At 61.1% G+C, this 16,188-nt stretch carries 12 protein-coding genes and 1 pseudogene; 11 read left to right on the forward strand and 2 right to left on the reverse strand.

Annotated features, from left to right (window positions below; genetic code table 11):
* The first annotated feature begins 2 nt into the window (after window positions 1-2).
* The 5 genes from ACQZAB_RS01345 to ACQZAB_RS01365 are packed head-to-tail and all read left to right on the forward strand — an operon-like array spanning window position 3 to window position 6,538.
* Window positions 3-2,993 carry a hypothetical protein gene (locus ACQZAB_RS01345; protein ID WP_428386417.1) on the forward strand — a complete coding sequence of 997 codons (2,991 nt, stop codon included), beginning with the start codon at window positions 3-5 and terminating at the stop codon, window positions 2,991-2,993.
* Entirely contained in the window at window positions 2,990-3,979 is a 990-nt protein-coding gene (locus ACQZAB_RS01350) for a hypothetical protein (protein WP_428386419.1), read from the forward strand. The genes ACQZAB_RS01345 and ACQZAB_RS01350 overlap by 4 nt, the downstream gene beginning before the upstream one ends.
* Complete coding sequence (locus ACQZAB_RS01355; protein ID WP_428386421.1) at window positions 3,976-4,896, forward strand: MotA/TolQ/ExbB proton channel family protein; 921 nt, start codon at window positions 3,976-3,978, stop codon at window positions 4,894-4,896. Before ACQZAB_RS01350 ends, ACQZAB_RS01355 begins: the two co-directional genes overlap by 4 nt.
* Entirely contained in the window at window positions 4,893-5,690 is a 798-nt protein-coding gene (locus ACQZAB_RS01360; RefSeq protein WP_428386422.1) for a hypothetical protein, read from the forward strand. The genes ACQZAB_RS01355 and ACQZAB_RS01360 overlap by 4 nt, the downstream gene beginning before the upstream one ends.
* A gap of 41 nt (window positions 5,691-5,731) precedes the next feature.
* Window positions 5,732-6,538, forward strand: a complete 807-nt coding sequence (locus ACQZAB_RS01365; protein ID WP_428386424.1) for a hypothetical protein — start codon at window positions 5,732-5,734, stop codon at window positions 6,536-6,538.
* A 67-nt stretch (window positions 6,539-6,605) separates the two neighbouring features.
* Here ACQZAB_RS01365 and ACQZAB_RS01370 read toward each other — a convergent pair whose 3' ends face one another.
* Window positions 6,606-7,367: a flavodoxin family protein gene (locus ACQZAB_RS01370; RefSeq protein WP_428386426.1), complete on the reverse strand. Its 762-nt coding sequence runs from the start codon at window positions 7,365-7,367 to the stop codon at window positions 6,606-6,608.
* A 58-nt stretch (window positions 7,368-7,425) separates the two neighbouring features.
* The gene (locus ACQZAB_RS01375) at window positions 7,426-7,779 is read right to left on the reverse strand and encodes an ester cyclase (RefSeq protein WP_428386427.1); all 354 of its coding nucleotides are present in this window, start codon (window positions 7,777-7,779) and stop codon (window positions 7,426-7,428) included.
* 297 nt (window positions 7,780-8,076) lie between these two features.
* On the opposite strand from ACQZAB_RS01375, the gene ACQZAB_RS01380 reads away from it, so the two are divergent.
* From ACQZAB_RS01380 to ACQZAB_RS01405, 6 genes and pseudogenes are all read left to right on the forward strand, one after another.
* Window positions 8,077-8,307, forward strand: a complete 231-nt coding sequence (locus ACQZAB_RS01380; protein ID WP_428386428.1) for a hypothetical protein — start codon at window positions 8,077-8,079, stop codon at window positions 8,305-8,307.
* 101 nt (window positions 8,308-8,408) lie between these two features.
* Window positions 8,409-8,706: pseudogene (locus ACQZAB_RS01385) on the forward strand (integrase core domain-containing protein); the annotation flags it as partial.
* A gap of 195 nt (window positions 8,707-8,901) precedes the next feature.
* Entirely contained in the window at window positions 8,902-9,078 is a 177-nt protein-coding gene (locus ACQZAB_RS01390) for a hypothetical protein (protein WP_428386429.1), read from the forward strand.
* Complete coding sequence (locus ACQZAB_RS01395) at window positions 9,075-9,245, forward strand: helix-turn-helix domain-containing protein (RefSeq protein ID WP_428386431.1); 171 nt, start codon at window positions 9,075-9,077, stop codon at window positions 9,243-9,245. Before ACQZAB_RS01390 ends, ACQZAB_RS01395 begins: the two co-directional genes overlap by 4 nt.
* The gene (gene drmD, locus ACQZAB_RS01400; protein WP_428386433.1) at window positions 9,242-12,556 is read left to right on the forward strand and encodes a DISARM system SNF2-like helicase DrmD; all 3,315 of its coding nucleotides are present in this window, start codon (window positions 9,242-9,244) and stop codon (window positions 12,554-12,556) included. The genes ACQZAB_RS01395 and drmD overlap by 4 nt, the downstream gene beginning before the upstream one ends.
* Window positions 12,556-16,182 carry an Eco57I restriction-modification methylase domain-containing protein gene (locus tag ACQZAB_RS01405; protein WP_428386435.1) on the forward strand — a complete coding sequence of 1,209 codons (3,627 nt, stop codon included), beginning with the start codon at window positions 12,556-12,558 and terminating at the stop codon, window positions 16,180-16,182. Before drmD ends, ACQZAB_RS01405 begins: the two co-directional genes overlap by 1 nt.
* Window positions 16,183-16,188: the final 6 nt, after the last annotated feature.

Below are 16,188 nucleotides of genomic sequence, written 5' to 3' on the forward strand. Positions count from 1 at the left end.
GCATGGAGGAAACGCGGCGACTGGCACAGCGTATTGATGAGCTTCTTGAGCGTGAGGGGTTGCCTGATCTCGAGGAGGCGGCGGCGCTGGCCTCGCAGTATCAGCAGCAGTCGCTTCAGGCTCAGAAGCGGTTGACGCGTTGCCAGTTTCTGCTGTCGGCGAATCTCAGGACCGAGGCGGTTCAGGAGGCGGATGCTGAGCCGGGTCTGCTCTTGCTGATACGTGCGCTGGAGCTGCGTGACTTTTCGGGCTGGCTGGCGTTCTGCGAGCAGCACGATCTGCCTCGGCCGTGCGTATTCAGAGACGATGTGATTTCGGAGATCAACCGGGCTTACGCGGCGGAGCAGCGGGTCTCGCCATTGCTGCGCGAGTATCGTTTTTTGTGTGCCGTGCGCGCGCCACTGACGGCCCGGATTGCTGCGCTTCGGGCGCTGGATCAGCACGACAGCGATCATCCGGGCTGGTCGAAGTCGCTGGTGGATCTGGAGAAGCACCGGCTGGCTGAGATCGTCGATGGTTTTGCATCCATGCGTGATGACCCTGAGACGGTTGAGGCGGTGCACCGGGAGTTGGCGGATGAGCGTCGGAAGGTGCCGGCTCCGCAGCACTTGCTGGCGTCGGTGGCTGAAGCGCTCAGAGCGAACCGGGTCAGACAGGTTCATGAGTGGCTGGAAGCGATGCTGCCTGAGCTTGGTGAGGCTTACAGCGCTATGGACTACGAAGCGTGTCTGGGGCTTTTGAGTCCCTGGCAGCAGTCACTGACCGCGGTTGGGCATGGTCTGGCGGATCTGCCTGAGCCCCTGCGAGAGGCCGTCGGGCCGGTGTCTGCGTGGGTTGAAGCTGAGGCGTCGCGGCGGGCTGTTGAAGCTGCGCACAGAGAGGCCTGCCAGTCGCTAGCTCGTGCGATCGAGGCCGATGGCGGTGTGGCGGAGCTGCATCAGGCGATGCTGGCGGTGGAGCGTTTCGAGCTGCCGTTGCCGGATTCTCTGGGGAACGATGCGCGGGCGGAGTTGGCCAGGCGGGTGGGTCTGCAGCAACGTCAGAAGCGGATGTGGCAGCGGTCGGCGGCGCTGGTGGCTGTGGGGATCGTGGTGGTTATTGGCTGGGTGATTGTTCGCGAGCAGACCGAGCGTGAGGTTGAGCGCCGGCTTGATGCGATTGAGCGTGCGGTGCTGGCGAATGAGCCGGAGGAGGCGCGGGCACAGTGGGAGGCTTTTGCGGCTGGGTACGGCAGGCATCTGGATTCGCTGCGGGCCGGTGAGGTTCGCGTGCGGTTGGATGAGGCACTGGAGGCGGAGCGTGAGCGGGCGGAGGCTTTTGTTCGTGAAGCCGATCTGCTTGAGGGATCGCCTGATGATTCTCTGACGTCGGAGCGGCTGGAGGCCTTATCGAGCCTTGCGCGCCTGGCAGAGGAGCGGGCGCGTTACGAGCAGCTTCGTGGTCGGTTTGAGGCTCATCGGCTGCGGGTGGAGCAGGCGAATGATGCGCGGACGCTTCGTGAGGCGTCGGCGTTGCGGGCAGAGCTCGAAGCGGCTGGCGGTCTTGATCGGGAGGCGTCAGCGGAGCGGGTCTTCGAGGTGGCGGAGGGTGCACTGGATCAACTGGATGCGTGGCAACTTCGTCCGGGATTGACGGTCACGACGGAGCGGGTGCTTGGTTCGCTGCGTGTGGATGCGATGAGGCTTCGTGATCTGTCTCAAGCGGTTCTGGATGCGAGCGCGCTTGAGCGGGAGCGGGCTTCGATGGAGGCGGGTTTGGCGCGGTACACGTATCGGCCGGCGGTGTTGGCGGGTCAGCTGACCCGGTATGCCGCGACCTTCCCCGATTCACCGTTGAGCCCTGGCTTCACCGAGGCGGCGATGGAGGCAGAGGGCTGGTCGGCGGTGGAGGCCTGGCTGGTGCTCAGGCGGCAGTGGCAGGGTGGGAGTGATCCGGGATCGTTGCAGATGGTGGCGGAGCGCATCCGGGAGATTGTTGCTTACTTGGAGGCTTATCCGAGTTCCCCGATGCGTGCCGATCTGGAGGCGTATCGCGGGTACTGGGGGGCAGCGGTGCTGGCGATGTCGGAGGATGGGCCCTGGCTGGGTCAGTTGCCGGCGCTGCTGCGGGCTCCGGTGTTTCGGGACCTCAACATGGTGGAGACCCGAGAGGGCAAGCGGTTTTACGTGGTGGGCGATGGTGGACGGCGGGATGATTCGGCGGGTACGCGGATCAATGTGATTCTGTCGCCTGACACGACCCAGACCACGGCGAAGGCGTTTGCGCCGGGCGTGCTGGGGCCTGTCGTCACGGCCCCGCAGTCTGAGCTTGCGTCCGAGCTGTTGCTGCTGGTTTCAAGGCTTGATCTGGGTCGGTGGCATACCTTCCCGGTGTCGGTGATCGAGACGGTGCTTGATGCGGATCATGTTGATCCGGTGCTGCGTGGCGTGCTGATCGAGGTGCTGCTGAACAATCTCGAAGACGGGACGGGGCGTTTGCATCCGTTTCTTGCCGAGCTTCGTGACCGGATCGCGATTCAGGGTGATCACGCGGGCAACTGGCTCAATCCGGACAACGTGGCGGCGCAGACCAGTCGGCGGTTTATGGAGAAGGTTTTTGAGGAGCCGCGGGACGTTGATCGATGGAAGGCCGAAATGGATGCTGAGCGGGTGCTGCTGCATCGGCGCATCAGCCCGGATGTGGCTCATCGAGCGGTGCTGATGAGGGATGAGACGGCGGCGCCTACGGCGCTGATGACCCTCGTGCCTGCTTCTGGCCCGTTCGACGTCTGGGCGGTGGTTGCGGAAACGGAGACGGGTCGGGGATCGCGATTGACGAGGGTGGGTCGTTTCGAGGATCAGCGGCTGGAGCTGAGGGCTTCCATGGCGTCGCGGCTGCCGGTTGGATCGATGTTGTGGCTGACCCGGCCGGCTGCGGTGGCCGATGAGCGGTTAACAGATCGGCGTGGTTCGGCGTCTGCGCCCTCGGTTCGCGTCGGCGGAGGGGGTTCATGACGGGCGGATCGCTGGCTCAGCAGGGTCGGGATGTTGCATCGGATTCGACCGACGGGGTTGGGGGCTGGTGGGTTCGGCTTGGGGTGGATGAGCAGGGGCCGATGTCGGCCACCCGGGTGCGGCAGCGGCTGGAAGCCGGTTTGTATTCGCGTTGGCACGAGGTGTCGCGAGATCGGCGGACGTGGCGGTCGATCCGGGAGATCATGCAGGCGGCTGAAGAGGTCGATGCGGGTACCGCGGGACCGACCAGGCATCCGAAGGCGGGTGGGGTTGCCTCTGGGGATGCGGCCTGGCTGGTTCTGCTCGGGGAGGCGGTCACGGACGATGCAGCGGGGGTGGATGCGGAGCGTGAGACGAAGCTGCGGGTGGCTCAGGCTTCTTTTGGCGGGTTGTTGTTTGGGCTCGGGCTGTTGCCGGTGGCGGTTGTCGGGGGAGACGCTGTGAGCTGGTGGGGGTGGCGGGATGAAGCTGGTGACTGGGGGGTGGCGTGGCTGCTTGGCATCTGGACGGTGCTGGGGGTGACTTCGTTCGGGCTCGCGATGGTTCTTCGGCTTCGGTGGCTCTCGAAGGATGCCGCTTTGTGGGGTCTGTCGGGACTCGTCTGGTGCTCGGGATGGCTGGGGGTGTTTGGCGGGATCGGGCTGGCGGTGGTTGGACCCGTCTGGCTCCTAGGGGTGGCGATGCTGTTTGTTCGGTTACGAATGACGCGAACAGAGCATGTATCGGTGCGGCCGCTGGCCGTCGTGATCCTGCTGTTGTGGGTTGCCAGCCTGCTGACGGGTTATGGAGCGGTGTGGGTGGTTGCAGCCAGCGATCCGGTGCGGGCGGGCGGTGAGTTGGTGAGGTGTGTTATTTTTGCCTCGGGGATGACGGGGCTGGCGTGTCTGGTTTGCTGGCAGCACTATCTGCTGAAGCTGTCGGCGTTGGCCGGGCAGGATGACCAAGCAACCCCTTCGACTGAGACCACTACGGAGTCATCACTTTGAGTTCATCGCCGATGCAGGAATCGAAGGATGTCTCCCGTTCGCTGACACCCGGCGGTGAGCCTTTGGTGTTAAGAGATGAACGACCCAGGCTGCATTGGCGGAGCCGTGATCTTGAGTTCCGTCTGGGGCTGCCTGGTGGGAAGAATACCTCGGTGGCATCGGGTGTCTGGCTGGTTGCGGCGATGGCCGTGACGGTGGCTTTTTACCTCGTGCTCTCGGCCCTTCCTGATTCGTGGTGGGTGGACCTGTTCACGCAGCGGGGTCCGGTGCCTTACGCGATCGTGGTCTTCACGGTCTGGTCGCTGCTGATGCTGCTGGTGAAGTTGCACAAGGTTCGTCATCAGGCTGAATCGCTGGGTGAGCTGGACATCGTGCCGTCGGATCCTGATTTTGTGCTGTCTCCCGGCACGGTATCGCGTGTGATGGATCGTCTGCATGCGCGGTGCGTAGACCCGGGTCATTTCATTCTCTTTCGTCGCCTAGAGTTTGCGTTGTCGAACCTCCGCAACATCGGCCGGGTGAGTGATGTCGATGAGGTGCTGAACTCGAGTGCCGATGCCGATGCGGATGCGGCGGAGTCGAGCTACACGCTGCTGCGTGGGCTGGTTTGGGCGATTCCTGTGCTGGGCTTTATCGGCACGGTTCAGGGGCTGTCGGCCTCTCTCGGTTCGTTCGGGGCCGTGTTTCAGGATGCGAGTACGTTCGAGCAGCTCAAGCCGGCGCTTCAGGAGGTCACGGCGGGTCTGGCCACGGCGTTCGATACGACCCTGTTGGGGCTGCTGGCGGCGTTGGGTGTTCAGATGCTGCTGACTGCGGTGCGCAAGCGTGAGGATGACCTGCTGGATGCGTTTAGTGATTACTGCCGGAAGCACGTTGTTAGTCGGCTGCGGCTCAGCCCTTTTGAGGCCGGTCAGTGAGACATCGTCGGCGTCGATCTCGCGGGGGGCCGTTTTCGCTGTTTGCCTTCCAGGACATCATCGCGGCGGTGACCGGTGTCATGATCATCACGACGTTGCTGCTGGCTCTTGATCTGGTCACAAGGACGGTCGGGGCGGAGCCAACGGTCGCTGAGCTGGAGAGCACCTACGACGCGACCGAGGCGCAACGGCTCCAGCAAGTACGGGACGAGCTGCGCAGCGAATTGGCGTTGCTGCTTGAGCGAGAGACAGCGGCAGTGCAACCAGCGTCGACGATCGAAGCGCTGATGGAGCGGTTAAAGCGGGCGCAGGCGGAGCGGTATGAGATCATGGCGGCCCAGCAGGTGCAGGATCGCGCCGCTACGGATCTGCGCCGGCGAGTGCGTGACGTGGAGGCTCGGTCGCAGCGGCTGTCCGAGGCCTTGGCTGAGTTGGAAACACAGCGGGAGCAGGCGGCGGTACGCCAGCCGATCACACGGCTGGTTGGGGATTCGCCAAATCAGCGAACGTGGTGGGTCCGTCTGACGGAGGGTCCGACGTTGGTTGGCGAGGTCACCACGACTGTATCGGACACCCCTGCTGAGGCTTCGTCTGGTGTTGTAGAGCTAGGTCGGTCGACCGATGAGATTCTGGCGTGGGTCGGTGATAGGCAGGCGGGCAGCGATGCCCTGGTGCTGGTGGTGGAGCCGGGTGGCGTCAGACGGTTTCATGCGTTGCGGGCCGAGCTGGAGGCCAGGGGCTTTGACGTGGGCTGGAACCTGGCGCTGTCGGATGAGAGTGGGGGTCGGCCATGAGGAGGCGGCGAGCGGCGCAGCATGCCAGTGACGCGCTGGAGTTGTTTCTGGATGCGATCAGCAATGTGTTTGGCGGGATTGTGCTGATTGCGCTGACCGTCATCATACTGCTGCAGTTTTCGTCGGTGGAGCCGACTGAGCTTTCGTCTGCCGGTTCTCAAACTACGAGCCAGTTGACTGAGGAGATCCAGAGTCTGGAAGTGTTGTTGGTTCAGATGGAGCCGCGTGATTCTCTGATCCACAGGCAGTATGCGTTGCTGCTGACCGAAGTGGAGCTGGCGGAGGTTGAGCTTACCGAGTTGCAGCGTTCACTCGAACGGAGGCAGGCGGCGGTGCGCGAGGCGAGGGCTGATCTGGATTCGGCTGAGGCGCGGATGTCGCAACTGGCTCAACAGCTTCAGGAGGCTGAAGAACGTGAAAAGACCATTGATCCTGTGGAGCCGGATCGGCGGCGGGTGGGACGGTTCCGGCCCACGGATAAGCGTGAGATTCCGATCATGCTCAGAGCCGGTCGTATGGTGGAGGTGCTGGCCTTGCCTGGTGGCGGCGGGCAGCCGGTGGCCAATACCCGGGACCTTGAGATCGACGCTGTAGCCAATCGTGCCAGCCCGAAGCGCGGTGCAGGGCTGCTGATCGGCCAAGGGGATTCAGCGGATCGGCGCTTGGTCCAGTGGCTGGCTGGCCGTGACCCGTCGCGGGAGTATCTGTCGGTGGCCGTGTGGCCAGATGCTTTCCCCGAGGCCATCCGGATGCGTGGTCATGCGATGGATATGGGCTTCGAGTTCAGCTTCACGCCGATCGAGGAGGGGCAGGGGGTGCCGTTCCGTGCACGGTCCGGGGTGCAGTGAGCAGTGAACAGACGAGGGGGCAGACTGACTATTCTGGTTCCGGCACTTGACCGTCGCTGGCGCGAGGTCAGCGTTGGTGCTCCGGGCTGTGGAAGCCTGCCTGGCAGCCGGCATCCCAGGCGTCGGGCAGGTTGCCGTGAGCGGGGATGCCGCCGGCATCTTTGATCATGCGTGCCAGGTGCAGGCAGTTCCAGACGAGGAAAGTGGTATTGCGGTTGGTGAAGTCGTTCTCGGGTCCGCCTGAGCCGGGGTCCATGTAGGAAGGCCCGGGGCCGGCTTCGCCCATCCAGCCGGCGTCGGCCTGGGGCGGAACGGTGTAGCCGATGTGCGAGAGGGAGAAGAGGATGTTCATGGCGCAGTGCTTGACGCCATCCTCGTTGCCGGTGATCAGGCAGGCACCGACCTTGCCGTAGTCGCGGTATTGGCCCTTGTCGTTGAACTGATGGGTATAGCCGTACATGCGTTCGAGGGTGCTTGAGCAGACCGAGCTCTTCTCGCCAAGCCAGACGCTGGTGCCGATGATGAGGATGTCGCAGGCGTCGATTTCTTTCTGGATCTGTGGCCAGTCGTCACGATCCCATTCATCGGTTTGGGACATGTCGAGCCCAAGGCCGGCGGGGATGACGTAGTCGACCGGTCTGATGATCTTGGTCTGGTTGACGCCTGCCCGCTGGAAGATCCCCTCTGCGACCTTGATCAGCCCTTCGGTGTGGGACATAATCGGGTTGCGGCTAAGCGTACAGTTTAGGAACAGGACGCTGAGATCGTCGTATTTCGCGGGCGGCAGGCTGCACGCCTGCTCGGTGATTTTCTGTAGTTGATCGCTCATGGGGGCTTTCTGGTTCTGGTGTGTTCGCTAAGCGGGCTTGCACGATGGCTTGGCTGGATCAGCCACGGTCGTAGTAGAAGCGTTCGTGGACGATCTTGCCGTCCTTCCACTGCGCGACGACCACCTGCTCGACGTGGATTTCGTTGCCGTTGACGTCGATCCAGTCCATCACGTTCTCGTAAATCGAGAAGTCGTCGCCGACCGCGACACGATCCGCAGTGAAGTTCTTGAATTCCTTGACGGAATCCACGAACTTCTGTTCCCGCTCGATGTTGGCCTGCAGGCCGATCGTTTTGCCATAGGCGGGCTCTTCCATCACGGTGTCGTCGGCGTAGAACTCGGGCATTGCCTCCATGATCCTGCCATTGCGGACGTAATCGAGCAGTTCGTTGATGCGGACGTTGTTTGGCATGGTGGTTTATCCTGGGTTGATGGTTGCGGTGGCGACTGTTGCGACAAACAAGCTACCCAAGAGTTTAGGTCGGGGTGCGCAAGAAACCTGCCAAGAGCAACCAAGTCGCGTTACACGCGCTCTGGCAGGATGGTTGGAATTGGACGACACATGGAGACGCTTTAAGACGACTGAAGCTTGACATCTTGCGCAGAGATCAACACCGAACGAGTGGTAACGTCCTGATGATGAATAACACGCGTGGGGTGGTAAGGCAGGCCGTGGCTTGCCAAAGAAGTCTTGCTTCTTGAGGCGGACGTGTCGTTTGCAGGTGTCGTGTTGCATTCGAAATGGAGCCGGGGGGATTCGAACCCCCGTGCTATTGAAGAAATCCCAGTGTTTTTCGATGATTTTGATGAGCGCGCAGCGCCATGCGCACCTCACGACGCAGAACTGCAGCAGCTTGTTGAGGTCTGGCATGATCTGCCGCTCGAACTTAAGGCTGCGGTCAGAGCGATTGTTCAAAATTGGCGTCAGGGCAACATGTGAGAGTAACGATGACGGAGTTTCTTGACCAGTACGCAACACGTCGAGGACAGTATCTCCATCCCGTCATACGCCATGTCTAACTAGTCACGCGGGGTGATGGTCTACGTGACTGGCTGGCGAAGGTGGGTGAAGACCCTGTTCATCGAGCCAGGCAGCCCTTGAGAGAACGGCTACGTCGAGAGCTTCAACGGCAACCTGAGGGATGAGCTGCTGACCCGGCAGCGATTCGACACGTTCAATGTAGCGAGGGTGCTCATCGAGCGTCGGCGGGTTCACTACAACACAATCCGGCCTCATTCGTCGCTGGGCTATCGGGTACCCGCACCCGAATCCATCACTAGAGAGCCGGGCTCCGCTACACTCCGCCCGCCTCTGCAAACGCGCCTCGGTCTACAGTAGCCTGTGGGCTGGTTCGTAGGGCAAGGTCAATTTCTTCTTCCCAAGCTGAATGTCGCCGGTTCGACTCCGGTCACCCGCTTTCAAAAGTCTCCATAAATCAAGCGCTTACGAGGCTCGCCTGAATCAAGCACTACATCGAAAGGGCGACAGAAAGCCATTTGTAGTGCAGATTCGCCCAAAATGTAGTGCGGGCGAATGGGCGGTTCGAGCGACCTCGATGCCAGCAACGGTCTGAAATCATGCCTGTTCGCGGCACGGCAGCCGGCCAATATCTTTATCCAGCAACTGGCAGCAACCCGCACTATCCTGTTTGAATGGCTGCAACCTCTCGGCGGCATTCTGGACCACCACCAGGCCCCCCACAGGTCATGACTATCGACGACCTCGCGTCCTACCTCCAGGTCGCGAAGTCGACGCTCTACAAGCTCGCCCAGGAGGGCAAGGTTCCCGGCCAAAAGGTTGGGAAGCACTGGAGGTTCAGCAAGGTTGCGATTGACGGCTGGCTCCGTGAAACGCCTCGAGGCGGTGGTGAAGCATGACTCACAGTGGCATCGCCAATCGGGACCACATACTAAGTGCGGAGATACCCAGCGTCGGTGATCTCGTCATGGTGAGAACGCGTCGCTGGCTCGTTGATGAGGTCATTCAAGCTGGACCAGCAAACGCTGCCCCGATTGTTCGCATGGCATGCGCCGACGACGATGCACAGGGGCAGCTGCTAGATGTCCTGTGGACACACGAGCCTGACCGCTGTGTAGTCCGAGATGAAGGCTGGGCGGACCTGGCTTCAAAGCGATTTGATTCACCCCAACTCTTCGGCTCTTTCCTTCGCACTCTCCGGTGGGGCTGTGTCACCGCTACCGAACCCAGTATCTTCCAATCGCCGTTCCGCGCAGGCATCAAAATCGATGCTTATCAGATGGAGCCTCTTCGCAAAGCACTCCGTCTTCCCCGAGTCAGCCTGTTCATCGCGGACGATACTGGTTTGGGAAAAACGATTGAGGCTGGCTTGATTGCCCGCGAACTCCTGCTTCGCAAAAAAGCGAAGACAATCGTTGTGTCTGCACCGAGCTCCGTTCTCGAACAATGGAAGGCCGAACTCGAAGAACGGTTTGGGCTCGTCTTCGAGATTCTTGATAGGTCATACCTGAACCGGGTGAGGCAAGACCGTGGATTCGGAGTGAATCCGTGGCGAACACACAGTCGCTTTCTCATCTCGCACAGCTTGCTCATCGACCCGCTCTACACCGATCCAATGCGAGAGTGGCTTGGCAGCCTTCTCTCAGGAAGCCTCCTAATCCTTGACGAAGCGCACCATGCGGCACCGTCCAGCGGTGGGCGATACGGAATCGAGTCAAAGTTCACCCGGGCCGTCCGTGACCTCTGCGGTCGCTTCGAACACCGCCTCTTTCTGTCTGCAACTCCGCACAATGGGCACTCGAACAGCTTCTCGACGCTCCTCGAGCTTCTCGACCCGTACCGGTTTACGCGCGGCGTGAAAGTTCGAAAGACTGCACTCGACGAGGTAATGGTCCGCCGCCTGAAGGAAGACATCCGTGAGATTCAAGGCGGGTTTCCCAAGCGCACGGTGACACCCGTGGTCATAGACAGCCTTCCAGACGACGCGCCGGAGCTTCAGCTTTCAACTCTTCTGAACCAGTACCGCGAGCTTCGTGAACTGCGTTTCGCCAATTCAAGCAAGCGAGCACGAGCATCTGCTGGTCTTCTGGTGATTGGCCTGCAGCAGCGATTGCTCTCATCGATTGAGGCATTTGCGAGAAGTCTCAAGGTCCACAAAGTGACCGTTCAGCGACATTGGGACAGGGATGCTGGACATGGCGCTTTGGCCGCGATTTCTTCCGCCGATCTGAATCTCCTGACATCTTCGCCAGGATCGGATGAAGAATCTTCAGAGTGGAATGACGATGATCTCGAGAAGCAAGACTCCGCGGCTGTAGAGGCGGCGACGAGCGCCGCAGAATCTGACGCTTCTCACAGTGCTGAGGCTAAGAGCATATGGGCTCGGGAGCAGGAGCTGCTCGAGGCCATGCAGCGCATCGCTGACCGCGCGAGAGACAAGCCAGATGCCAAAGTCGAGGCATTGCTCGACTGGATTCGCCAGTCGATGTGTCCACGCCTCGCACCGTTTGGCCAGAAGCAGCCACAGCCAACCCCGGTCTGGAACGACCGCCGAGTACTCGTGTTCACCGAGAACCGCGATGGAACAAAGAGATACTTGCGATCGATTCTCGAGCACGCGATCGAAGGCACCGATCGGGCAGATGAGCGGATCGAAGTCATCGATGGGCTGACGAGCTCGAGGCGTCGCCGGGAGATTCAGAAGAGGTTCAATCGTCACCCTTCCATTGACCCGCTTCGCATTCTCATCGCGACAGATGCTGCTCGCGAAGGTCTCAACTTCCAGGCACATTGCACAGATCTGTTTCACTTCGATCTTCCATGGAACCCAGGGCGCATCGAACAGCGGAATGGTCGTATTGACCGAAAGCTTCAGCCGGCCGATGAGGTCCGCTGCCACTATTTCTCACTTCCGCAGCGAGCAGAAGATCACGTGCTGGACGTCCTTGTCCGCAAGACAGAGACGATCAAGCGCGAGTTGGGAAGCCTGTCGAAGGTGATCGATGAGGACGTCGAACGTAGGCTTCTAAAGTCTGGCATCAGGCACAGTGATGCCAAGAGATTGGCCCGCGAGATCGAAGCGGCCGACCTCGACGCAGAACGCAAGCAGACTGCTGCAGAGGAGCTTGAGACGCAACGCGAGCATCGCGAGAAACTCAAGGCTCAGATTGAGCACTGCCAGACCCTGTTGGAGAATTCGCGGAACTGGGTCGGATTCGAAGCTGGCCCGTTCCGAGATGCCCTCTCATGCTCGCTTGAACTCTTGGGCACCTCGCCGCTTGCCGAGACAGCGGACTCAGAAGGTCGCAAGGTATGGTCATTCCCTCCACTCGACCGACGAGCCGAGACGGATGCCAGCTGGGCCGCAACCCTCGACACCCTTCGTGCTCCACGTAAGACCGGCCAGAAACTCGCTGAGTGGCGACGAGAAGCACCGATTCGCCCGGTCGTCTTCGAGGATGTTGGTGTCATCACCGAGGACACTGTGCACCTGCATCTCGAGCAACGCGTTGTCCAGCGATTACTCGCTCGATTCCGAACCCAGGGCTTCGTCTACAACGACCTTTCGCGAGCCTGCCTCACCCAAGTGCGCGACTCCATCCCTCGCGTCTTGCTACTGGGACGTCTCTCGTTGTATGGGACAGCGGCAGAGCGACTGCACGAGGAAATTGTGCCGATCGCCGCACGCTGGATCGAACCATCTCGTCGAACCGGGCCGCTCTCGGCGTACGCGACCGATGCGGAGAGCAAGACTATCCAGTTGCTCGAAGACGCCCTCTTGCCAGAGAACGCAACGCAGCCCACGACAACGATCGAGAACCGACTGCTCGAATCGGCCCAACAGGACATCGATGATCTTCTTCCCCAACTGGAGCCCCGCGCTGGCGAGATCGCGCAGCGAGCGATCGAGCAGCTGGGAGTACGCGGCGAGAAAGAGGCGAAGAGCCTGAAGGAGACTCTTGAGCAGCAGCGCAAACGAGTCGTTGCCGAGCTGGCGAAGAGCGACAAGGACTTCGGCCAGATGTCGCTGGGCTTCAACGAGGAGGAACGGCGGCAGCTCGAATCAGACGTCAAGGCGTGGCGGCTTCGGCTCGAACAGTTCGATCGCGACCTGCAGACCGAGCCGGATCGCATCCGGGAGTTCTACGAGGTGAAGGCTCAGCGGGTGGAGCCTGTTGGCCTTGTCTATCTCTGGCCGGAGAGCAACTGATGGCCAAAAAGGTGGACCCCGCCATCAGAGCTCACCTTGAGTGGCTTGGCTTCGTCCAGCCGACGGGCTTGGTCGTCTCTGCACCGGCGATGGTCCGTGCGGGTGCGATCCTCGAGCGGAACGACATCGAGGGGCAGCGACTGCTCCGCGAGGCCGTCGAACAGCGTGTATTCGATGTCAGCACGGATCCCGAGCCCTGGCTTCCCGACTTCGAGTCATTCGCCAAGCATGTTCTCGGCTGGAGCTTTTCGGCCAAGGGCTATGCCGGGACATCGGAGTCTCCGATCCCGGAGGAACTCGAGGTTGCGCTCCCGGAGTATCACGAAACGCTCCGGCCGGACTTCGCTGTTCGAGAGCTCGAGCCCCAAGAGGGCGCAGCGCCGTGGCAGCTGTTCGTGCAGACGCTCGAGCCCGGAGAGGACCTCGACCGGGCCAAGCGGGGCAAGGGCGGCCTCGAGGTCTCCGCGCACGGTCGCATGGAGCGACTGCTCCGTCGCACAGGTGTGAGCGCCGGCCTGCTCTTCAACGGCAAGGTTCTGCGGCTTGTGTCAGCCCCCCGCGGCGAAAGCTCCGGCTGGCTCGATTTCCGCGTTGCGGACATGGTGCAGACTTCGGGGCGTTCCATCTGTACCGCTCTCCGATTGCTCCTCAACCAGCGCCGGCTGCTCGCACTTCCCAAGAACCAGCGGCTCGCAGCGCTTCTCGATGACAGCCGCAAGTTCCAGAACGAGGTCTCGGAGAAACTCGCCGAGCAGGTCCTGCAGGCCCTCTACGAGTTCATCCGCGGCTTCCAGGCCGCTCACGACGCATCGAACGGGGAGTTGCTCCGTGAAGTGCTCGATGACGACCCCGACAAGGTCTACCACGCGCTCACCACGGTGCTGCTCCGCCTTGTGTTCCTGCTCTATGCCGAGGAACGCGAGATGCTGCCGGACGACACCATCTTCCTCCGCAGCTATTCCATCGGCGGGCTCTACGAACGACTCCGCGACGATGCGGCCCTCTACCCCGACACGATGGACCAGCGGTATGGGGCCTGGGCTCAGCTCATCGCATTGACCCGGATGCTTCACGACGGGGCGAAGTGGGACGGAGCTGCGATCCCCGCCCGTCGCGGCCATCTCTTCGACCCCGATCGCTTCCCGTTCCTCGAGGGGCGCTCCGGGCCGCGGGAGGACGGCGAGCGGCTCGAGATCCCGCTCGTTCCCGACGGCACCGTCTACCGGGCGCTCGAGAAGCTGCTTGTGCTTGATGGCGAGCGGATCTCGTACCGCGCGCTCGATGTCGAACAGATCGGGTCGGTCTACGAGACAATGATGGGCTTCCGCCTCGAGACAGCTCAGGGTAGGTCGATCGCGGTGAAGGCCCAGAAGAAGCACGGCGCACCGACCACGGTCAACCTCGAGGCCCTGCTCGAGGTCGCGCCCAAAGACCGGTCAAAGTGGATCAAGAATCAGGCCGACCGCAAGCTCACGCCGAAGGTCACGAAAGTAGTCAAGGAAGCAGTCACGCTCGATGAGCTGCACCTCGCTCTCGATTCCGTGCTCGACAAGGCGGCGACGCCCGACCTCGTTCCTCCTGGGGCGATGGTGCTGCAGCCGTCCGATGCCCGCCGGCGGTCGGGCTCGCACTACACGCCGCGGTCGCTGACCGAGCCGATCGTCCGCAAGACCTTTGAGCCCATCCTCAAGCGGCTCGCGGACGAAGCCAGCGAGAATGGAATCACGCCCGAGCAGATCCTCGAGCTCAAGGTGTGCGACCCGGCGATGGGGTCCGGGGCGTTCCTGGTCGAGGCGTGTCGGCAGCTCGCGGACGAGCTCGTCGAGGCGTGGCGGCGGCACGACTCGATGCCGACCATCCCGCCCGACGAAGACGAGCTGCTCTACGCCCGGCGGGTCATCGCTCAGCGGTGCCTCTACGGCGTGGATAAGAATCCGATGGCGGCCGACCTCGCCAAGCTCTCGATCTGGCTCACTACGCTCGCCAAGGACCACGCGTTTACGTTCCTCGACCACGCGTTCCGGGTCGGCGATTCGCTCGTCGGGTTGTCCAAGAAACAGATCGCCTCGTTCACCTGGGAGCCGGGCGGGGGAAAGCAAAAGCAGATCTGGGCCCAGCTCATCGAGCCGCGGATCGAGGCGGCGCTTGCGGCCCGCCGGGAGATTCTCGACGCAGGTGACTTCAAGTCGCCCGAGGCCAAGAAGCAGAAGCTCGCGGTCGCAGACGAACGACTAGATCTGGTGCGTTTTTTTGGCGACCTACTCATCTCTGCTTTCTTCGCAGGTAACAAGGCCGGACAGCGCAAGGAAACACGAAAGGAGCACCTGGAGGCCCTTATGGCCTACCTGGGCGACAGCTCGACATTGGGAATGAGGCTCTTGGCGCATGAGCGAGGCAGTCGTCCGCAGAAGCCAGTTGATGCGCTCAGAGCCGATCCGAACAGAATGGAACCCTTCCACTGGCACATCGAATTCCCGGAGGTCATGGAACGGCCAGACCCTGGGTTTGATGCATTCGTAGGCAATCCACCATGGGGAGCCGACTTCACTCGGATTGAGAAGGACTGGCTGTCCTCAGCGTTCAACTATCTCCGGGACTTTGAGTCCGCTTTGGCATTTATCGAGCAAACGCATCGCCTTGTGTCTCGTGATGGGAGCGTTGGGCTTCTATTGCCGGATTCATTCTTGCTTAATGACTCGTCGATTCCGATTCGGAGAATGCTAGCGGAGGGCGCATACGTATACGCGATAGTCAATCTCTCCAGTTACCAGATTTTCGTTGGGGCGACCGTCCGGCAGTCAATGTTATTCTTCTCTAACTCTATTGCGCCTACGAATGCATGTTTTGTGTTCGATACCACTCCGGGGCTGCAAGGCGCAGCAGTATCCCGCTTCGACGTGAGTCTGCTTCGGGAGCAGGATTCATGGAGTTCATTCGATGATTCGGAAACCCGCGAGCAGTCAAGTAGCGTAGCCTTGGGAACCTTCTTTGACGTTAAGCAAGGCTACATTCCCTACCGCCGCACGTCGCTTGAAAAGAGACTGGGAGCCCAAGAAGCCGACGCAATCGTCTCGTCTCGCGCATGGCATTCTCGTACCAAGGAATCAGATGAGTACGTTCGTGAACTTCAGGGCAAAGACGTTGGTCGCGGAGAAGTGTCGTGGTCCGGCCAGTGGGTTAAGTACGGCCCATGGGTTGGGACATTTGTTGACCTTGAGTGGTTCACAGGCCCGCGACTGCTAGTGCGAGAGATCGTCGGCAAGCCGCCGGGCCTTATCATCGCTAGCAAGTGCAGCGACAAGTTCGTGCACAACCCAAGCATTTTGGTTGTTAGGCCAAAGCCCGGATACGAAATCTACCTGGACCTTGTAGAGATGTACCTGAATAGCAGCAGTGCAACGACGGAGCTTCTCAGATCATCCACCAAAGCGAACAAAGAGGTGTTCCCAAAGATTCTCGTCAAAGATTTGCGAAACATAGGATGCATTGATTTGAATCTGATAGATCGTGAGATTGCCGAGACAGCTACCAAAATGAAACCGGCAGCGTATGTCAATGGTGCCATCTCATCTGATGCCGATGAGTTTATCGCTCGTTGCCTGCAGGGTGCCGGGGCAAAGGCATAAGGAGGC

The organism is Mucisphaera sp. (genome assembly GCF_965279675.1).
Classification (GTDB): domain Bacteria; phylum Planctomycetota; class Phycisphaerae; order Phycisphaerales; family Phycisphaeraceae; genus Mucisphaera.

Coding starts and splice junctions, on each gene's coding strand:
- ACQZAB_RS01345 (WP_428386417.1), top strand. CDS start 3: ATGGAGGAAACGCGGCGACTGGCACAGCGTATTGATGAGCTTCTTGAG.
- ACQZAB_RS01350 (WP_428386419.1), top strand. CDS start 2,990: ATGACGGGCGGATCGCTGGCTCAGCAGGGTCGGGATGTTGCATCGGAT.
- ACQZAB_RS01370 (WP_428386426.1), bottom strand. CDS start 7,367: ATGAGCGATCAACTACAGAAAATCACCGAGCAGGCGTGCAGCCTGCCG.
- ACQZAB_RS01375 (WP_428386427.1), bottom strand. CDS start 7,779: ATGCCAAACAACGTCCGCATCAACGAACTGCTCGATTACGTCCGCAAT.
- ACQZAB_RS01390 (WP_428386429.1), top strand. CDS start 8,902: ATGGGCGGTTCGAGCGACCTCGATGCCAGCAACGGTCTGAAATCATGC.
- ACQZAB_RS01395 (WP_428386431.1), top strand. CDS start 9,075: ATGACTATCGACGACCTCGCGTCCTACCTCCAGGTCGCGAAGTCGACG.
- drmD (WP_428386433.1), top strand. CDS start 9,242: ATGACTCACAGTGGCATCGCCAATCGGGACCACATACTAAGTGCGGAG.
- ACQZAB_RS01405 (WP_428386435.1), top strand. CDS start 12,556: ATGGCCAAAAAGGTGGACCCCGCCATCAGAGCTCACCTTGAGTGGCTT.